Below are 15,914 nucleotides of genomic sequence, written 5' to 3'. Positions count from 1 at the left end.
GTCCGCTACGCGGACCTGGTCATGATCCGCAGCACCTCGAGCGTGCGCGGCGGCGCGTCCGGGTCCTCGCCGTCGGCTGTCGCCATCCGCACATGCGCGTCCCGGGCCGCCCTGACGGCTTCCGGCCAGGCCTGGTTCTCGACGTATGCGGAGACCGGCGCGTCGGGCCCGACCTGGTGCATGATCCGCAGCACCCGCAGCACGGCGGTGTCGACGAGGGCCGCCTCCTGGGAGTCCCGGAAGATCGTGCCGACGTATTTCTCGGCGGACCAGTTGTCCAGCCAGGTGTCCTCGACGAGGCGGTACACGGCGTCGGTCACGTCCCCGTATCCGTCGACGCCGGCCAGCCAGACGTTCTGCTGGAACGCCGGGTCGGAGAGCATGTGCAGCGCGGAGCGCACATTGCTGCGCCAGCGCCACCACGGCATGTCGTTCAGTGGCATGCCGCCCATGGTGGAGGAGCGACGGCCGCGACGGGAAGAGTTCTCCGAACCTTGCACGGTCATCGATCGTACGTTCTCCCGCTCGGGCGTCCCACCGGCCCCCGTAATTCACCTCGCCGTCACCGGTCGATAACCGAAGGTCACCCCCGGGTTGGCGATGTGGCGGAAGCGTGTGTGCCCATGACCGGCAGGCGACGCAATCGCAGCACCTTCCTCCCCACCCGCACCCGGCATCTCAGAGTCACCGCCCTCTCGGCGGGGGCGCTGGTCGCCTGTGCCTCGCTCGTCACCGGTTGTGGGGTCATCCCCGGTACCACGGGGGGTTCCGGGGATACCCCGATCACCGTCATGACCTGGGCCCCTTCCGACACCAGCGCGACCAACAAACCCGGCATGCCGGCCTTCGCGCAGGCCTACGCCCGCTGGATCAACGCCCAGGGCGGCATCAACGGCCGCAAGCTGAAGGTCCTGACCTGCAACGAGCACAACGACAGCGTGGCCGCCGCGAAGTGCGCCCGCCTCGCCGTCAAGGAGAACGTCGTCGCGGTCGTCGGCTCCTACAGCCAGTACGGCGACTCCTACCTCCCCGAGCTGGAGGGCGCCGGCATCCCCTACATCGGCGGCTACGGTGTCACGACCGCCGAGTTCACCAGCCCTATGTCCTACCCGGTCAACGGCGGTCAGCCCGCCCTGCTGGCCGGCCTCGGCAGGGAACTCGCCGGCGGCTGCGGCCCGGTGGCGCTCGTACGGCCCGACAGCATCGCGGGCGACGAACTGCCCGCCATGCTCGACTCCGGACTGAAGGCGGGCGGGCACCGCCCCGCGATCGACCAGCGGGCGGCGGACGACACCACCGAGTACTCGGGCCCCTCGCGGCAGGCGCTGACGGCCACGACCGGCACCCCGGCGAAGGGCGGGTGCGTGATCCCCGCGCTCGGGGACCGCACCGACACCTTCATGGACTCCTTCCGGCGCGACCGCGAGGACTATCCCGCGGTGAAGACCGCCGCCACGCTCGACAGCGTCGACCAGACGGTGATCAACGAGTCCGGCGGACAGTCGGGGCCGTACGAGGGGTCCTACGTCACCGGCTGGTACCCGGTGTCGAGCGATCCGCGCTGGGACGCCATGAAGAAGGTGATCCAGGAGCAGGCCTTCGGCGACAACCGCATCGACGCCTCGGACACCGGGGTGCAGACGACCTGGATCGCGTACACGGTGTTCCGGTCCGTCGTCGCGTCGTTGGGCAGTGGCGATGTCTCCGCCGACACGGTGCGCAAGGCCCTCGACGACGGGCTGAAGGTCGACACGGGCGGACTGACGCCGACCCTGCAGTGGTCCTCCGAGGGCCCGCTGGCCAGCATCGGCTTCTCCCGCATGGTCAACGCCGACGTGACGCTCCAGGTCGTGCGCCAGGGTCAACTCGTGGCGGCGAACAAGGGGTTCGTGGACGTGACGAAGACACTGCAGAGCGCGGACGTGAACTGAGGCCCACGTCCGCGCTTTCACGTCACAGCTGGGTCGGCTGGCGCAGGCTCAGGCCGTACGTCGTCGCGATGGCGTTCCACAGCTGGGCCGCCTTGACCTTCTGCTGGCTGGCGGTGCCGCTCTCGCGGTTGCCGGCCGCGGTCTGGCCGGTGGGACGGGCCTGGCCCTTCTTGCAGCCCTTCTTGCCGCCGACCTGGTCGGCCCAGGCCGCGTAGTGGTTGTCGGCCGCCGCGGACGCCTGCCAGGCCCTGGTGAGCGCGGCGGTCAGCGCGGCGTGGTTCGGGAGCTTGTCCACGGACAGGCCGGACAGCCGGGTGACCAGCTCGGCGCGCTGCTTGGCCGCGTCCCGCAGGTCGGAGGCGGCCTGGCCGAGGTCCTTGCACCCCTTCACACTGTCCACCGCCCGGATCACCGAGGCCCGGCTGCCACCGCTGTCGGCGAGCAGCTTGTCCAGGGCTACGGCCTGCTGCTTCGCCGCATCGCCGGCCGACGAGGCGGAGCCGTCGGTCGCCGGGGCCGTGGCGGAGACGGTCTGGTTCTTGTCCTTGCCGCCACCACCCCCGCCCCCGCCGTTGAGCAGCGCGCCGGCGCCGACGCCGAGCACGACGATGCCGACACCGATCGCGGCGATGAGCGGCACCCGTGAGCGGCTCCGACCGCCGCCGTCACCGGGCGGGGAGTACGCGCCCTGCGGGGGCTGTGGGACCTGTGGGGGCGGCTGCTGGAAGCGCGGCATCTGCTGCGTGGCCTGGGCGGGGCTCTCGGCACCGGGTCCGCTGCGGAACAGGTTGTCGAACTCGGCGGGCGGCTGCCGGTCCCCGCCCGGCGGCATGCCGTACGGCGCCTGCCCGGTGACCGGCGGTATGTACTGGGTGGCCTGCGAGTCGGGCCCGGCCGCATGCGGCGCATGCCCGAGGAACTGCGTCGCCTCGGACACCGAACCGCCCCCACCCACCTCGGGCGGCAACGCCCCCGGTGCAACGGGCGGAATGTACTGCGTCGCCCCTTCGGCATGGGAAGCAGCGGCAACGGGCGGTATGTACTGCGTGGCGCCCTCATCCACAGCGGGCGGAAGCGGAGCACCACCGGGGACGGCGGGAGGCAGCGGCGCGGCGCCCGAAGCCGAGGCACCATACGCGCCCGGCGCGGCGGGCGGCAGGGGTGCGTTCGCCGGGGGCTGCGGTATCGCGGGCTGCCCGCCGTACGACGGGGCCGGGGTGCCCTCGGGGGGCAGCGGCCCGGACGCGTGCGCCCCCCACTGGTCCGGGGGCGGCGACTGCTGCTGGTCGGGTGCCCCCCACGCCGGGGCCGGCGGTGTCGGCCAGCCCTGGCCCGGCGGCGGGGTCTGGCCCTGCTGCTGTTCGGGGCCCCACGGCGTGCCCCAGGCCTGGCCGCCGGGCGGGGCCGCACCCGGGGCCTGCGCGCCGTACGGGCATGGCTGCTGACCGCCGTGGGCACCCGCCTGGGGGCCGTTGTACGGGCCTGACTGCTGACCGGCGGAGTGGCCGGCAGGCGGTCCGCCGTAGGGGCCGGGCTGCGGGCCGGTCGGGGCCTGGGCGCCCAGCATGCCCGGCAGCAGGGGCTCGCCGCCGTCGGAGGGCAGCACGATGCCTTCGCGCGCTTCGCGCGGCGAGGGCTCCTCGCCCTGTCCACTCTGCGTCACCGGGACTCCTACGAATGGGGGACCTTCGGAATCGTCGGCTCACGCTACCGGGTCCCCCGAGCCGGGTGCCACGCAGCTCAGGGCGCAACCTCCTTCCCTGTGACAGCAGTAACAAAACCGCTCTACAGACCGCTGTATCTGTCACCCGCTCCGGCCGACCCCGCACGGCAACCGGCCGTTGTCCGCAGGTTCACGCAGCCGCCTGCAGGTCGAGCCGGGCCCCGAACTCCCGCACCACCGGCTCGTCCCGGTACGGGTCCAGCCGCTGCTGGAAGTCCTCCAGGTACTCGGCGCCCCGGTTGGAGCGCAGGGACTCGAGGAGCTCCACGGCCTTCAGCCCCGTGTTGCAGGCCTGCTCGATCTCCCGCTGCTGCACCTGCGCGGTGGCCAGCAGCACATACCCGATGGCCCGCCTGCGCGCCTTGGTCTCGGGGAGCCCGGCCAGCGACTCCTGCGCGCGCCGCGCCGCCGCCTCGGCCTGTCCGAGGTCCCGGTGGCAGTGCGCCAACTCGTCGGCGAGGTACGCCTCGTCGAAGTGCCCGATCCACGCCGGGTCGTCCCCGGAGGCGGAATCGGCGGACTCCAGCGCCGTGACCGCCCGCCCGGACGCCACCTGGGCCGCCCGCGCATCGCCCATCAACGCATGCCCGCGCGCCTCCGCCGCATAGAACATCGCCTCCGCGCGCGGTGTCACGCGCCCACGCGCCCCCTCCTGCGCCGCCCGCGCCAACTGCGCGATCTCACGCGGGTTTCCGAGCTGCGCCGCGAGGTGGCTCATGGAGGCGGCGAGGACATACCCGCCGTAGCCGCGGTCCCCGGCGGCCTGCGCGAGCCTCAGCGCCTGGATGTAGTAGCGCTGGGCAAGGCCCGGCTGCCCGGTGTCGACGGCCATGTAGCCCGCGAGCTCGGTCAGCCGGGCCACCGCGGCGAACAGATCACGGCCGACGGCCTCCCGGTACGACCCCGCCAGCAGCCCCGAGACGACGCTGTTGAGGTAGTGGACCACGACCGGGCGCACATGCCCGCTGCCGTACTGATGGTCCAGATCCACCAGCGCCTGCGTCATCGCGCGCACGGCCGCCACGTCGGACTGCCCCACCCGCGGCCCCGCCGAGCGCGACACCTGCGAGTCGGGCGAGGAGATCAGCCAGTCGCGACTCGGCTCGACCAGCGCGGAGGCGGCGACGGACGAACCCGACAGGAAGTCCCGGCGCCCCACGTCACTGCGCCACAGCTCGCAGACCTGCTCGATGGCCCCCAGTACCGTCGGCGAGAACTGGAGACCCACGCCCGAGGCGAGGTTCTTGCCGTTGGCCATGCCGATCTCGTCGATCGTGACCGTACGGCCGAGCTTGCGTCCCAGCGCCTCCGCGATGATCGCCGGGGCGCGGCCCCGCGGCTGCTGCCCGCGCAGCCAGCGGGCCACGGACGTCTTGTCGTAGCGCAGGTCGAGGCCGTGCTCGGCGCCGCACATGTTGACCCGGCGGGCGAGCCCGGCGTTCGAGCACCCCGCCTCCTGGATGAGCGCCTGCAACCGTTCGTTCGGCTGTCGCGCGACGAGAGGCCTTGCGGCCATGGCGTACCCCCTGGGAACAACCCCTGAAGCGAAAAGATCCGGCCGTGAAGATCAATGCCCCGCCGACAGACCTAAAATGCGAGGCTTGCGCGGATTGCCGGGGTAAAGGCGGAACCCGACCCCACCGGTGGCTACCCAGCTCACGCCGAGGTTCCTCCCGCGCGCCCCCACACGTGCATCCATGCGCCCCAGATACGGAATCAATGCTCCTCCCCCGCGCGCGCTACCCCCGTAACTCCAGGTAGGTACGGGAGTTGAGTTCACCGTGGAAGAGACGATCGCCGGCCCCGAAGCCGCTCAGATTCCGAAGCAGCGTGGGGAATCGCTGCAGGAGACCGCCGTCCGCTACGCCGAGGAGCGCCACTGGGACGTCTTCCCCGGCACCTGGCTGGAAGCCGTCGACGGGGTGTGGCACTGCTCCTGCGGCGACCCCGCGTGCGCCGCGCGCGGCGCGCATCCGGCGGACGACGACTGGGAGGCGCTGGCGACGGGCAGCGCGACCGTCGCCCGCCGGATGTGGCAGAAGCATCCGACGGCGTCGATCCTGCTGCCGACGGGGCGCACGTTCGACGCGATCGAGGTCGCCGAGACCGCGGGCTTCCTCGCGCTGGCGCGCATGGAGCGCATGGAGTTGACGCTCGGTCCTGTGACGTTGACGCCGGATCGTCGGATGCACTTCTTCGTGCTGCCCGGAGCGGCGGTGAAGATGCCCGAACTGGTGCGGAAGTTGGGCTGGTCGCCCTCGTCCTTGGATCTCGTTGCGCTCGGGGAGGGGGCGTATGTGGCCGCGCCGCCTACGCGGTACGGGTCGCGGGGGGCCGTTCAGTGGGCGTGTCGGCCCACGCCCGCCAATCGGTGGCTGCCGGATGCGGAGGAACTGATCTCTCCGCTTGCCTATGCGTGTGGGCGGGATCGGTAGTTTCGCGACTGCGGGTTGTGTGTGGTTGCTCGCGCCGTTCCCCGCGCCCCTGAAGGGGCGGCTGTCGCACCGTAGGGTTCTTGTATGACGTCGGGAGCAGTGGCTGGTACAGCGGCCGTACGTGTGCGAGGGCTGTGGAAGCGGTTCGGGCAGCAGGTTGCCGTTGCCGGGATTGATCTGGAGTTGCCCGCCGGGAAGTTCATCGGGCTCGTGGGGCCGAACGGAGCGGGAAAGACCACGACCCTCTCCATGGTGACCGGGTTGCTGCGGCCCGATCAGGGGAGTGTCGAGGTCGTCGGGCACGACGTGTGGCGGGATCCGGTGGCGGTGAAGGCGCGGATCGGGGTGCTGCCGGAGGGGCTGCGGCTCTTCGAACGGCTGTCGGGGCGTGAACTGCTCGCGTACAGCGGGCGGTTGCGCGGGCTGCCCGGGGCCGAGGTCGACAAGCGGGCCACTCAGCTGCTCGACGTGCTCGACCTGGCCGGCGCCCAGCACAAACTCGTCGTCGACTACTCGACCGGTATGCGCAAGAAGATCGGCCTCGCGGCCGCGCTGCTCCACAACCCCGAAGTGCTCTTCCTCGACGAGCCGTTCGAGGGAGTCGACCCGGTGTCCGCCCAGACCATCCGCGGGGTCCTGGAGCGGTACACGGCCTCGGGCGCCACCGTCGTCTTCTCCTCCCACGTCATGGAACTCGTCGAGTCGCTGTGCGACTGGGTGGCCGTGATGGCCGCCGGCCGTATCCGCGCGCACGGCACGCTCGCCGAGGTGCGCGGCGAGGCGGCTTCGCTGCAGCAGGCATTCCTCGAACTCGTCGGCGCGGGCGGCCGCGACACGGGCTCGAACCTGGACTGGCTGGGCGGCGGCGCGCGATGACGGGCGAAGCCAACCTCACACCCGTCTTCGTACGGCTGAAGCTGTCGCTGCTGCGCAACGGGCTCAGGCAGTCCGGCGGACGGCGGGCCGCCTATGTCGTATCGGCCGTCGTGGTGGTGCTGTTCGGGGCGCTGCAGCTGCTCGGGCTGATCGCGCTGCACGGCAACAGGCACGCCCTGTCCGTGGTCGTGCTCCTGATGGCCGTGCTGGCGCTGGGCTGGGCGGTGATGCCGCTGTTCTTCCCCAGCGGAGACGAGACGCTCGACCCGACGCGCCTTGTGATGCTGCCGCTGCGGCCCCGGCCGCTGGTGCGGGCGCTGCTGGCGGCCTCGCTGGTGGGCATCGGACCGCTGTTCACGCTGCTTCTGCTGGCCGGTTCGGTGATCGCGGTCGCGCACGGCGGCGCGGCGTACGCCGTCGGTGTCCTCGCCGTCGTCCTCGGGCTGCTGGTGTGCGTGGCCCTGGCGCGGGCCGTCGCCGCCGCCAACATCCGCCTGCTGACCAGCCGCAAGGGCCGCGACCTGGCGGTGCTGAGCGGCCTGGTCATCGCGATCGGGGCGCAGCTGGTCAACTTCGGGGCACAGCACCTGGGTTCCTCCGGGCTCTCGCAACTCGACCCGGTGGCGGACGTCCTGAAGTGGGTGCCGCCCGCGTCGGCCGTCGGCGCGGTGGACTCGGTGAGCAACGGCTCGTACGGCATCGCCGCCCTCCAACTGGCCCTGAGCATCGCCGCGTTGACACTGCTGCTCGCCGTCTGGTCACGCCATCTGACCCGGCTGATGACCTCGCCCGACGGCTCCACCCTCCAGGCCGCCGAACCCGCCGCCCGCGAACGTTCCACCGGCGGCCTCGCCCGCCTGCTGCCCTCCGGCCGCACCGGCACGGTCATGGAACGCAGCCTGCGCTACATCTGGCGCGACCCCAAGACCAAGGCGGCCTGGGTGACCTCGCTCGCCATCGGCCTGATCGTGCCCGTGTTCAACGCGCTGCAGGGCACCGGCTCGATCTACTTCGCGTGCTTCGCCGCGGGGATGCTCGGCATCCAGATGTACAACCAGTTCGGCCAGGACACCTCCGCGTTCTGGATGGTCGCCACGACCATCTCCTCCACGCACGACGCCTACGTCGAGCTGCGTGGCCGGGCCCTCGCCCTACTGGTGATCACCCTGCCGTACGCCACCCTCGTGACCGTCCTGACCACCGCGATGCTCGGCGACTGGCCCCGTCTGCCCGAGGTGCTCGGCCTGTCCTTCGCCCTGCTGGGCGCGATGCTGGCGACCGGCGCGTGGACATCCGCCCGTTTCCCGTACTCCATCCCCCAGGAGGGCTACAAGAACGTGGCCCCCGGCCAGGCCGGCCTCGCCTGGATCTCCATCTTCGGCGGCATGGTCTCCGCGGCCCTGCTGTCCGCCCCCGTCATCGTCGCCACGATCTGGGCAAACGTGGCCAAGGACGGCGACCGGTGGGGCTGGCTACTGCTCCCGGTCGGCGCGGCGTACGGAGCGGGAATCACCCTGGCAGGCCTACGCCTGGCGGCCCCGCGCACGGCAGCCCGCCTCCCGGAGATCCTCACGGCGGTGAGCAAAGGCTGACGGATCTTTCTGACACCGGGGCATGGAGCGCCCCCAAAGGGGCGCGGGGCTGTGTCGATTTGCGGCTCCGCCGCGTGGGCGCGAAGCCCCCACCGACCCGCACCCGCCCAACAACCAGCACCCCCGAGCCATGAGGCGCCCCGCCTCACGCAGTGAACACCGCGTCGAGGAACGGCTCGACGGCCGCCCGCCAAGCCACCGGCTGGTCATAGTGCACAAGATGCCCCGCATCAGCCACCTCCGCATACTCGCCGAGAGGCAACACCCGCACCATCTCCTGGGCCTCGGCCCGCCCCAACTCCCCGTCGACCCCGCGCACGACAAGTGCGGGACACCGCACCTGCGCAAGCTCCTCCCAGTGCGCGTCGTACACCCAGGTCTCCCGGGAGCGCAGCATCTGCTCGTAGTCGAAGACGGGCCGCCAGCCGTCGGGCGACTCGTGCATCACCTCCGCGTAGAACTCCCCGCGTGCCGGATTCGGTCGCTCCACCCACGGATCGTCCTCGCCGAACCACTTGCGTACGTCGGCGAGCGTGGCGAAGGGGACGGGCCAGGCCTTGAACCAGTCGGCCCACTCCCGCTGCGAGGCGACCCCCAGTGCGGAGGCCCGCATGTCGCAGATGATCAGACCCCGCACCAGTTCGGGGCGCTTGGCGGCGAGCTGCCAGGCCGTCAGCGCGCCCATGGCGTGGCCGATGAGGACGGCCGGGGCGAGGCCCAGCTGTTCGAGCGCGGCCTCGGCGTCCTCGACGTACGCCTCACGGGTGAAGGAGGCCTGTGGGGGCTTGTCGCTCTGGCCGTGGCCGCGCTGGTCGAGTGCGACGGCACGGTGCCGCCCGGAGAGCCAGCGGGCGGTGGACGCCCAGTGCGAGGCGCGGCCCATCAGGCCGTGCAGTAACAGCACCCCGGGGGTGGTCTCGGGCGCGGGTTGCGCCGGGTCGGCCTTGGGAGGGTCGCCGAACTCCCAGGCCGCGAGGCGTACGCCGCCCGCGCCCGTCACGTCGATGCGTCGCGCCATGGTCTGGCACCCCCCTAGCTCCGCTCGGACCGCTCGCTCCCGCTCGAGCCGGCCGGTCCTGTGAACCGTGTCCTGCCGTGCCGTGCAGCTGGCTGTTCGTGTGAGCTCAGTTCTCGTGCGCTCACTCCTGAAGCGCACATTCCGCGTGACCTGTCACCGAAGGCTATCGAATGGGTATTCGAAAATGTGGTGCCTGCGGGCAACACCCCTCGTACGAGTGACCTCGCCCGAGGAATGATCGCCGCCACCGAGGGGAGATCTTCAGCGGGAGGCGGACCGCTCGGGGAAAACGGTCCGAAGGGGATGACCCTGAGAGCTCGGGGCTCCGGGTCAGCACAGGGGAGGACAGGCCCCGGCGCCACACGGCGCCGGGGCCCTCCACACGTCTGCGGCACATCCTCCCGGCCCCCTCAGGTCATATGCCTCACGCGACAGCCTCGCACGCGAAACGTCCGAGCGCTGCGATTTCGACGCACCGGATCCCGACCGTCGAAGAGATCGACGCCAAGCCCGCAGGGCGCCCCAAACCCCCCTGGAACAACGGAAGTTGACGACTTCAGCGCTTGGCGACGAACACATGGGAGGCGACATCCGCCTCCAGCTCGGCCGCCTCACCACCACTGCCCACCAGCACACCGCCCGCCGACTCCGTCACACTCACCACCGAACCGGGCTGCACACCCGCCCGCCGCAGCGTGTACATCAGCTGCGCATCCGTCTGGATCGGCTCACCGATACGGCGCACCACGACCGTCTTGCCGTCGGCGCCCGGGTCGAGGTCCGCCAGCGACACCATGCCCTCGTCCAGGAACGGGTCCGCGCCGTCCTTCTCGCCCAGCTCCTCCAGCCCCGGAATCGGGTTGCCGTACGGCGACTCGGTGGGATGCCGCAGCAGCTCCAGCACGCGCCGCTCCACGGCCTCGCTCATCACGTGCTCCCAGCGACACGCCTCCGCGTGCACCTGCTCCCACTCCAGGCCGATCACATCGACCAGCAGACACTCGGCGAGCCGGTGCTTGCGCATCACGCGCGTGGCGAGCCGCCGGCCCTCGTCCGTCAACTCCAGATGGCGGTCCGTCGCGACGGACACGAGACCGTCCCGCTCCATCCGCGCCACCGTCTGGCTGACGGTCGGCCCGCTCTGGTCCAGCCGCTCGGCGATCCGGGCGCGCATGGGGACCACACCTTCCTCCTCCAGCTCGAGGATGGTGCGGAGATACATCTCCGTGGTGTCGATCAGTCCGGACATACGTGCCCCTCGATGAGATCTGCCGGAAGCACGACAGCTTCCCGGCGTGTGCGCTGGCCCTGGCTTCAATTCTGACGCATACCACTGACAACCGTGCCTCGCCGCTGAAACCACGGCGTTACGACCGGGCCCTCGACCCCCCGTATTGACACGGCACTGGTCCAGACCGCACGGTGATCCGCGACACATCCGCGCCCGGACCCCACACCGCCCCGGAAGGACCCGCATGAGCGACGGCAAACTGGCCGACCAGTTCTTCGACGCCGCGATCGACCTCCTGCAACGGGTCCGGGACGAGGAGGCACAGTCCATCACGGCGGCCGGCACCCTCCTCGCCGACACGATCACGGACGGCGGCCGCCTCTTCGCCTTCGGCGCCGGTCACTCCTCCCTCGCCGCCCAGGACGTCGTCTACCGCGCGGGCGGCCTCGCCCTGATGAACCTGCTCGCCGTACCGGGCGTCGTCGGCGTCGACGTGATGCCGGCCACCCTGGGCTCCGCCCTGGAGCGCGTCGACGGCCTCGCGACCGCCGTCCTCGACTCCTCGCCGCTCCGCGCCGGGGACGCCCTGGTGATCATCTCCCTCTCCGGCCGCAACGCCCTCCCCGTCGAAATGGCCCTCCACGCCCGCGCGCTCGGCGTGAAGGTCATCGGCGTGACCTCAGTGGCGTACGCGACCGAGACCCGGTCCCGGCACAGCTCCGGCACCTATCTGCGCGACCACTGCGACCTCGTCCTCGACTCCAAGATCCCCATCGGCGACGCCACCCTCACCCTCGACACCGTCCCGGCCCCCTTCGCCCCGGCCTCCACGGTCGTCACCAGCGCGATCCTCCAGGCCGTCATGGCCACAGCAGCAGGCACCCTGGCCGAACGCGGCATCGAACCGCCCCTGCTGCGCTCGGGAAACGTGGACGGCGGCCACGAATGGAACGCACGGGTGATGCGGGAGTACGGGGACCGGATCTTCTACCAGCAGTAGGAACCAGACAGTAGGAACCGGCGCACCGTTTCGGCGCCGGGCTGCGCTACCGCCCCACGACCCCCGCCAAATCCAGCGCCGCAGCGATCCGCACGGCGACATCCTCCGCGTACACCGCGTCCGCCCGCTCGAACTGACTCCGCCCACTCCCCCGCAGAAACGTCACGACCCCCAACGTCCGCCCCCGGCTCCGCAGCACCGCACACAACGCATGCACCGCATCCCCCGGCCACTGCCGAGCCAGCGCCCACTCCCGCGCCTGCTCCGCCGGCACCGCCCCCACGCTCACCCGCACGGACCCCGCCCGCTCCACGCACTGCAACGCCGGATGCCCCTGCCCGTACCGCACCGGCAACCCCGCCTGCCCGGTCAGCAGACTCGGCCCCGGCGCCCCCGACGGCGTGGTGGCGACCCGCACCAGCCGTACGGGCCCCTCCGCCGCCCCGTCGGCCACCGCACCGCCCGCCACCCGGTCGATCAGCGCATGATCGGCGAACCCGGCCAGCGCAAAGTCCAGATGCACGGTCGCCGCCTCACCCGGGTCCTCGCACTCCGCTGCCGCCCGAGCCGCCCGATGCAGCTGATTGGTCCTGAACCGCAGCAGCGCCGCCTCCTGCTCGCCCTGCTTGCCCTCCGTCACGTCCTGGAAGAGCCACGCGACACCCAACGGCACCGGCTCCTCCGCGAGCGGCGACGCCAGCCGCACGAAGCCGCAGCGCCAGCACCGCCGCTGATCGCCATCCGGCGTCCGCACACTCACCCAGATCTCGGCCGGCGCCGGCGGCGCACCCTCCGCGAGCACATGCGTGAGCGCGCTCTCCAGCTCCTCCACACCCTGGGCGAGCAACTCCCCCAGCGGCCGTCCCAGCGCCGACGTACGCCCGATCCCGAGCGCCCGCGCCGCATGAGCGTTCACCACCGCGGGCCGCAGATCGGCATCGACCAGCACGACACCCCAGCTCGCGTCCTCGAACAACGCCTCGCTCAACGCGATCGACCGCTCCAGATCGATCTGCGTATGCACCTCACTGAAGGCGCAGTACACCCCCGCGGGCTTGCCGTCGGGCCCGCGCACCGCCGCGGACTGCGTCCGCACCAGCACCCGCCCGCCGTCCTTCGTCAGCAGCGCGAACTCGTGCACCTGCCGCCCCGGGGCCTCCATGGCGGACATCAGCCGCCTCTCGACCTCCTCGGCATCCGCAGGGCGCACCGCCCACCCCGCGAACCCGTGCCGGCCCACCGCCTCGGCCGCGGTCCACCCCAGAATCCGCTCGGCCTCACGATTCCAATGCGTGACGACCCCGCCCGCGTCGAAGGCACACAGCGCCGCATCCATCCCGTCGAGCAGCGCGGCCAGCAGATCGGAGCCGTCAGGACCCACCGGGCCGGCCCGCTCGGGCTCATCAGGCCCCAGCTCGTCGGTGGTCCCACTACGCCGGGAAGCACTCACCTGGACCCCCTGCCAAGCTGCGTCCGCACGTACGGCGCGTCGGTTCGCTCACTCGCAATCATCTAACTGGAACGTGACGCAGCACACACCGAGTTCCCCAAGATTGAAGGAATCGTTGTAACACCCGCCGATCCCTATGATCCGGCCATCACCAGCCGAAGATCAATCCACAGATCGCTCTCGCCGTCCAACGCATACCGCTCGGTCTCCACAAACCCGCACTTCTCGGCAAACCGCAGCCCACCCTCGTTCACCGCCAGCACACAGGTCTCGACCACCCCGGCACCCAGCACACGCGCGTGCGCCAGCCCCTTCTCGTAGATCGCCCGCCCGAACCCCCGCCCCCGGAACTCGGGCAACACCCGCGCGATCACCGTGGCCACACCCTCATCACCCTCCGGCGGCCGCACGGTCGAACACCCGACGAGAACATCCCCCAGATACGCGTTCTCCAGCCGATAACGCCCAAGCCGCTCCCGAGCCTCCTCCAGGGACATCGCAGCAGGCGGCACTGTCTCGTTGTGGACGAACCGCCACTCCTCCAGCATCGCCTCGGAGCCCACGGCCTCGATCCGCAGCACCGGTCGCCGCGCGTACACCTCGATCTCGATCCGCATCCGAGGATCCGCCAGCCCGACCACCATCATGGTCGCCGCCGGCCGCACCTCCCCGAACGCCTCCCGCAGCACGGGCCAGCACGGCTCGAAGTCGTCCCTCTCAGGCAGCAGATACCGCACCCGTACGACATCGCCCAGCCCGCACCCGGCATCCGCGAGCGCCGCCCCGATGTTCCGCACACACTGCTCGGCCTGCTCGACGACACCGTCCGAGATCGTCATCGTCGAGTAGTCGAACCCCGTGGTCCCGGAAACATGCACCCAGTCCCCGTCGACCACGGCCCGTGCGTAACCGATCTGCTCCTCGAAGGTGGATCCACTGAGAATCGCGCGTCGCTCCGTCATGGTCGAAAAGCTAGGTCACCGGCCCCCGTCAAAAAAGTGGTTGATCGTGCGCCGACCGGTTCCTAAGGTGTGGGCTACACGAGAAGGGAGGTGGTTCGGCAGATGTATGAATACCGGACGCGTGAGGTGACTGCGGGCTAGCGGCTCGCCACCACACCGAGTGCGGTGCCGGACCAGCGCGGGAGAGAACCGTGCAGCCGGCCCAATCCCAAGCAGTCACCCGACCCGCGAGCTCGCCGGTACGTCCGGCCGGCTCCTCCGCCGAGGCGGAGGGACCAGAGTTCGCGGGTCGTCTGCGTTTCGGTGCTGCCTCTCAGCGGGCGATGCCCTCGTATCCCTCGATCTCCGAAGGACGCCGCACTCCCGGCCCCACATACCGTGCAGAGGGTCGCACCAGTCGGCCCGTGCGCTTCTGCTCCAGGATGTGTGCCGACCAGCCGGCCGTACGAGCACACGTGAACATCGAGGTGAACATGTGCGCCGGCACCTCGGCGAAGTCGAGAACGATCGCCGCCCAGAACTCGACGTTCGTGGCGAGCACGCGATCCGGGCGCCGCGCGTGCAGTTCCGCCAGCGCCGCCTTCTCCAGCGCCTCGGCGACCTCGAACCGCGGAGCGCCCAGCTCACGGGCCGTACGCCGCAGCACGCGCGCACGTGGGTCCTCGGCTCGGTACACGCGGTGCCCGAAGCCCATCAGCCGCTCACCCTTGTCGAGGGCATGCTTGACGTACGCCTCCGCGTCCCCGGTCCGCTCGATCTCCTCGATCATGCCGAGGACCCGCGAGGGCGCGCCGCCGTGCAGCGGGCCGGACATCGCTCCTACGGCGCCGGAGAGCGCCGCGGCGACATCCGCTCCGGTGGAGGCGATGACGCGGGCCGTGAACGTGGACGCGTTCATGCCGTGCTCTGCGGCGGAGGTCCAGTAGGCGTCGACGGCGGCGACGTGCTTCGGGTCCGGCTCGCCCCGCCAGCGGATCATGAAGCGCTCGGTGATCGAGTGGGCCTTGTCGATCTCCCGCTGCGGAACCATGGGCCGACCCTGGCCGCGGGCCGACTGGGCGACGTAGGAGAGTGCCATGACGGCGGCTCGGGCGAGGTCCGCGCGGGCCTGCTCGGCGTCGATGTCCAGGAGGGGCTTGAGCCCCCACACGGGCGCCAGCATGGCCAGTGCCGACTGGACGTCCACCCGGATGTCGCCGGAGTGCACGGGGATCGGGAACGGCTCGGCGGGCGGCAGGCCGGGGTTGAAGGCGCCGTCGACGAGGAGCCCCCAGACGTTCCCGAAGGAGACGTGACCGACCAGGTCCTCGATGTCGACGCCCCGGTAGCGGAGGGCGCCGCCCTCCTTGTCCGGTTCGGCGATCTCCGTCTCGAACGCGACGACTCCCTCGAGTCCGGGTACGAAGTCGGACATCAGGCGGCTCCTCGTGATGTGTACGACAGATGTGCACGGCGGAAAAACGGCGGCTCGGCCGCTGGATCCCCGGTCGTATCGTGCGACTCGTGGTCCTGGGCGGCCACCCTGGTGATGCCCCACGCGGCTGGTCGCTCAACCAGAACGCACCAGCACGATATCTCCGAGTGCCACTTTTGGGGAGGCTTCGCGGCACTCAGTGCCACAGGTGCTCCTGGACGGCGATGGGCGCCCATGCCGAAATCATGACGGACGCCATGACGAACGGCACCCGCGCATACG

13 protein-coding genes are annotated in these 15,914 nt (G+C 71.1%); 5 read left to right on the top strand and 8 right to left on the bottom strand.

Features of this window, described 5'->3' with window-relative positions:
* Positions 1 to 5: 5 nt before the first annotated feature.
* On the bottom strand, positions 6 to 506 hold the full coding sequence (locus ABD355_RS09465; protein WP_115907499.1) for an SCO4402 family protein: 501 nt from the start codon (positions 504 to 506) through the stop codon (positions 6 to 8).
* A gap of 117 nt (positions 507 to 623) precedes the next feature.
* Between ABD355_RS09465 and ABD355_RS09460 the strand changes: the two genes are divergently transcribed.
* On the top strand, positions 624 to 1,931 hold the full coding sequence (locus tag ABD355_RS09460; protein ID WP_344399697.1) for an ABC transporter substrate-binding protein: 1,308 nt from the start codon (positions 624 to 626) through the stop codon (positions 1,929 to 1,931).
* A 22-nt stretch (positions 1,932 to 1,953) separates the two neighbouring features.
* Here ABD355_RS09460 and ABD355_RS09455 read toward each other — a convergent pair whose 3' ends face one another.
* Together ABD355_RS09455 and ABD355_RS09450 are read right to left on the bottom strand one after the other, a co-directional pair.
* Positions 1,954 to 3,594: a hypothetical protein gene (locus ABD355_RS09455; protein ID WP_344399696.1), complete on the bottom strand. Its 1,641-nt coding sequence runs from the start codon at positions 3,592 to 3,594 to the stop codon at positions 1,954 to 1,956.
* A gap of 190 nt (positions 3,595 to 3,784) precedes the next feature.
* A complete protein-coding gene (locus tag ABD355_RS09450) occupies positions 3,785 to 5,170 on the bottom strand; it encodes an NsdA family TPR-like regulatory protein (protein WP_344399694.1) in 1,386 nt (461 codons plus the stop codon).
* Between the two features lie 265 nt (positions 5,171 to 5,435).
* Between ABD355_RS09450 and ABD355_RS09445 the strand changes: the two genes are divergently transcribed.
* The 3 genes from ABD355_RS09445 to ABD355_RS09435 all read left to right on the top strand — a co-directional run bounded on the left by ABD355_RS09445 (position 5,436) and on the right by ABD355_RS09435 (position 8,557).
* Positions 5,436 to 6,089: a bifunctional DNA primase/polymerase gene (locus ABD355_RS09445; RefSeq protein ID WP_344399693.1), complete on the top strand. Its 654-nt coding sequence runs from the start codon at positions 5,436 to 5,438 to the stop codon at positions 6,087 to 6,089.
* Between the two features lie 84 nt (positions 6,090 to 6,173).
* A complete protein-coding gene (locus tag ABD355_RS09440) occupies positions 6,174 to 6,965 on the top strand; it encodes an ABC transporter ATP-binding protein (RefSeq protein ID WP_344399692.1) in 792 nt (263 codons plus the stop codon).
* Entirely contained in the window at positions 6,962 to 8,557 is a 1,596-nt protein-coding gene (locus ABD355_RS09435) for a transporter (protein WP_344399691.1), read from the top strand. The genes ABD355_RS09440 and ABD355_RS09435 overlap by 4 nt, the downstream gene beginning before the upstream one ends.
* Before the next feature lie 145 nt (positions 8,558 to 8,702).
* Here ABD355_RS09435 and ABD355_RS09430 read toward each other — a convergent pair whose 3' ends face one another.
* Positions 8,703 to 9,575, bottom strand: a complete 873-nt coding sequence (locus tag ABD355_RS09430) for an alpha/beta fold hydrolase (RefSeq protein WP_344399690.1) — start codon at positions 9,573 to 9,575, stop codon at positions 8,703 to 8,705.
* Between the two features lie 556 nt (positions 9,576 to 10,131).
* Positions 10,132 to 10,824 (bottom strand): iron-dependent transcriptional repressor DtxR, encoded by a 693-nt coding sequence (locus ABD355_RS09425; RefSeq protein ID WP_030941023.1) that lies wholly within the window; start codon positions 10,822 to 10,824, stop codon positions 10,132 to 10,134.
* 226 nt (positions 10,825 to 11,050) lie between these two features.
* Here ABD355_RS09425 and ABD355_RS09420 point away from each other — a divergent pair, with 226 nt between their 5' ends.
* The gene (locus ABD355_RS09420) at positions 11,051 to 11,806 is read left to right on the top strand and encodes an SIS domain-containing protein (RefSeq protein ID WP_344399689.1); all 756 of its coding nucleotides are present in this window, start codon (positions 11,051 to 11,053) and stop codon (positions 11,804 to 11,806) included.
* Between the two features lie 46 nt (positions 11,807 to 11,852).
* Here the strand turns inward: ABD355_RS09420 and ABD355_RS09415 are convergent, their stop codons facing one another.
* The 3 genes from ABD355_RS09415 to ABD355_RS09405 form a co-directional block, all read right to left on the bottom strand.
* The gene (locus tag ABD355_RS09415; protein ID WP_344399688.1) at positions 11,853 to 13,256 is read right to left on the bottom strand and encodes a PAS domain-containing protein; all 1,404 of its coding nucleotides are present in this window, start codon (positions 13,254 to 13,256) and stop codon (positions 11,853 to 11,855) included.
* 134 nt (positions 13,257 to 13,390) lie between these two features.
* On the bottom strand, positions 13,391 to 14,218 hold the full coding sequence (locus ABD355_RS09410; protein ID WP_344399687.1) for a GNAT family N-acetyltransferase: 828 nt from the start codon (positions 14,216 to 14,218) through the stop codon (positions 13,391 to 13,393).
* A 313-nt stretch (positions 14,219 to 14,531) separates the two neighbouring features.
* On the bottom strand, positions 14,532 to 15,632 hold the full coding sequence (locus tag ABD355_RS09405) for a citrate synthase 2 (protein WP_344399686.1): 1,101 nt from the start codon (positions 15,630 to 15,632) through the stop codon (positions 14,532 to 14,534).
* Positions 15,633 to 15,914 lie beyond the last annotated feature (282 nt).

Source organism: Streptomyces longisporus, from assembly GCF_039532765.1.
Classification (GTDB): domain Bacteria; phylum Actinomycetota; class Actinomycetes; order Streptomycetales; family Streptomycetaceae; genus Streptomyces; species Streptomyces longisporus.
Note: the sequence above shows the minus strand (reverse complement) of the source record. Positions and strands in the feature narration are given on the sequence as shown.

Coding starts and splice junctions, on each gene's coding strand:
- ABD355_RS09465 (WP_115907499.1), bottom strand. CDS start 506: ATGACCGTGCAAGGTTCGGAGAACTCTTCCCGTCGCGGCCGTCGCTCC.
- ABD355_RS09460 (WP_344399697.1), top strand. CDS start 624: ATGACCGGCAGGCGACGCAATCGCAGCACCTTCCTCCCCACCCGCACC.
- ABD355_RS09450 (WP_344399694.1), bottom strand. CDS start 5,170: ATGGCCGCAAGGCCTCTCGTCGCGCGACAGCCGAACGAACGGTTGCAG.
- ABD355_RS09440 (WP_344399692.1), top strand. CDS start 6,174: ATGACGTCGGGAGCAGTGGCTGGTACAGCGGCCGTACGTGTGCGAGGG.
- ABD355_RS09435 (WP_344399691.1), top strand. CDS start 6,962: ATGACGGGCGAAGCCAACCTCACACCCGTCTTCGTACGGCTGAAGCTG.
- ABD355_RS09430 (WP_344399690.1), bottom strand. CDS start 9,575: ATGGCGCGACGCATCGACGTGACGGGCGCGGGCGGCGTACGCCTCGCG.
- ABD355_RS09425 (WP_030941023.1), bottom strand. CDS start 10,824: ATGTCCGGACTGATCGACACCACGGAGATGTATCTCCGCACCATCCTC.
- ABD355_RS09420 (WP_344399689.1), top strand. CDS start 11,051: ATGAGCGACGGCAAACTGGCCGACCAGTTCTTCGACGCCGCGATCGAC.
- ABD355_RS09410 (WP_344399687.1), bottom strand. CDS start 14,218: ATGACGGAGCGACGCGCGATTCTCAGTGGATCCACCTTCGAGGAGCAG.
- ABD355_RS09405 (WP_344399686.1), bottom strand. CDS start 15,632: ATGTCCGACTTCGTACCCGGACTCGAGGGAGTCGTCGCGTTCGAGACG.